Annotated in this window: 1 protein-coding gene; it reads right to left on the reverse strand. The window is 73.9% G+C overall.

Annotated features, from left to right (window positions below):
- Nucleotides 1-223: 223 nt before the first annotated feature.
- Nucleotides 224-1,642, reverse strand: a complete 1,419-nt coding sequence (gene xylB / locus ABGB05_RS36830) for a xylulokinase (protein WP_347658661.1) — start codon at nt 1,640-1,642, stop codon at nt 224-226.
- Nucleotides 1,643-1,786: the final 144 nt, after the last annotated feature.

Here is a 1,786-nt window from a genome sequence, read left to right on the forward strand (position 1 = left end):
TCTCACCTGCGAGGTGCCCTCTCGAACCGAGCGATAGAAGCCTGAAGCACTCCTATCCTTCCAGTTCAGAGGGCACTTTCTATCTCCGGGGTCCTGCCGGGCCGATCTTCATCGGTGGATCGAGGCTTAGCGCCAGATCGTGCTGTTTCAGGGAAGTAGTGGCCTCAGCCGGAGCAGAAGCCACTACTTCCCCGAAGTTGTGCAATCGATGGAACCGGCGGCGCTACCGAGCCGCAGGGCGGTCGAGGACCAGGCCCCGCGCCGCGGCGTACTGCTCCCGGATCTGCGGTACGCCCGCACCGGCGTACTCCTGGGACCGGCCGGCGGACCAGGTGGGCGGCTGTTCCCCGCCCGCCAGCACCCAGGCGGCCTGCCAGGCGGCGCCGTCGGCGACGTACTCCCCCGGCTCGGGGACCAGCACCGGGCAGCCGAAGACCTCGGGCGCGATCCGGCGTACCGCCTCGGAGCGGGCACCGCCGCCGACCAGGATGATCCGGTTCGCGGTCGCGCCGTGCGCCAGCATCGCATCCAGGCCGTCGGCGAGCGCGCAGAGCATGCCCTCGACCGCCGCCCGGGCGAGGTGCGCCGGCGTGGAGGTCCGCAGGGTCAGCCCGTGCACCGCGCCGGTCGCGAGTGGACGGTTCGGGGTCCGTTCCCCCTCCAGGTAGGGGACCATCACCAGGCCGTCCGCCCCGGCCGGGGCGGACAACGCGAGCTTCGCCAGGTCGTCCAGGCTCACCCCGAGCATCGCCGCCGCCGCGTCCAGCACCCGGGCCGCGTTCAGGGTGCAGACCAGCGGCAGGAAGCGGCCGGTCGCGTCGGCGAAACCGGCCACCGTCCCGGACGGGTCGGCCGCCGGGCCGTCCGCCACGCTGAACACGGTCCCCGACGTACCGATGGAGACCACCACGTCACCCGGGAGCGCGCCGACGCCGAGCGCGGCCGCCGCGTTGTCGCCGGTCCCCGGCCCGAGCGGCGCGCCGTTGGGCAGCCTGCCGGCCACGTCGGCCGGCCCGAGCACGGTGGGCACCGCGACGGTACGCCCGAACGCCCGCTCCAGCAGGTCAAGCCGGTACTCCCCGGTCGCCGGCGACCAGTAGCCGGTGCCGCTGGCGTCCCCCCGGTCGGTGCGCAGCGCGTCGAGCCCGGCGGCCCCGCCCAGCCGCCAGGTCAACCAGTCATGTGGCAGGCAGACCGCCGCCACCCGGGCCGCGTTGGCCGGCTCGTGCCGGGCCAGCCAGCGCAGCTTGGTGACGGTGAAGCTGGCCACCGGCACGCTGCCGACCGCGTCGGCCCAGGCCTGTCCGCCGACCTCACCGCCGCCGAGTTCGTCGACCAGTTCGGCCGCCGCCCCCGCCGACCGGGTGTCGTTCCAGAGCAGCGCCGGCCGGACCACCTCGCCCGCCTCGTCGAGGCAGACCATGCCGTGCTGCTGCCCGCCGACGGAAAGTGCCGCGACGTCGTCCAGCCCGCCGGCCTGGGCGATCGCCTCCTGCAGGGCGCTCCACCAGGCGGCCGGGTCGACCTCCGTACCGTCGGGATGTGCCGCCCGGCCGCTGCGGACCAGCGCCCCGGTCTCGGCGTCCCGGATCACCACCTTGCACGACTGGGTCGACGAGTCGACCCCGGCCACCAACGTCATCTTCCCGGTCTCCTTCGGACATTCCAAGCGGGCGATCGAAACAGCGTCTCCACGGGTCGGGCCGAACCCACGGGCCTCGGCAGGACCAGCTCAGGGTCGGGGGCCGGATCGCCCACTCTGGGCGGTCAGGCTTGATCCCGTCGT

Source organism: Plantactinospora sp. B5E13, from assembly GCF_039871775.1.
Taxonomy (GTDB): Bacteria; Actinomycetota; Actinomycetes; order Mycobacteriales; family Micromonosporaceae; genus Plantactinospora.

Coding starts and splice junctions, on each gene's coding strand:
- xylB (WP_347658661.1), bottom strand. CDS start 1,642: ATGACGTTGGTGGCCGGGGTCGACTCGTCGACCCAGTCGTGCAAGGTG.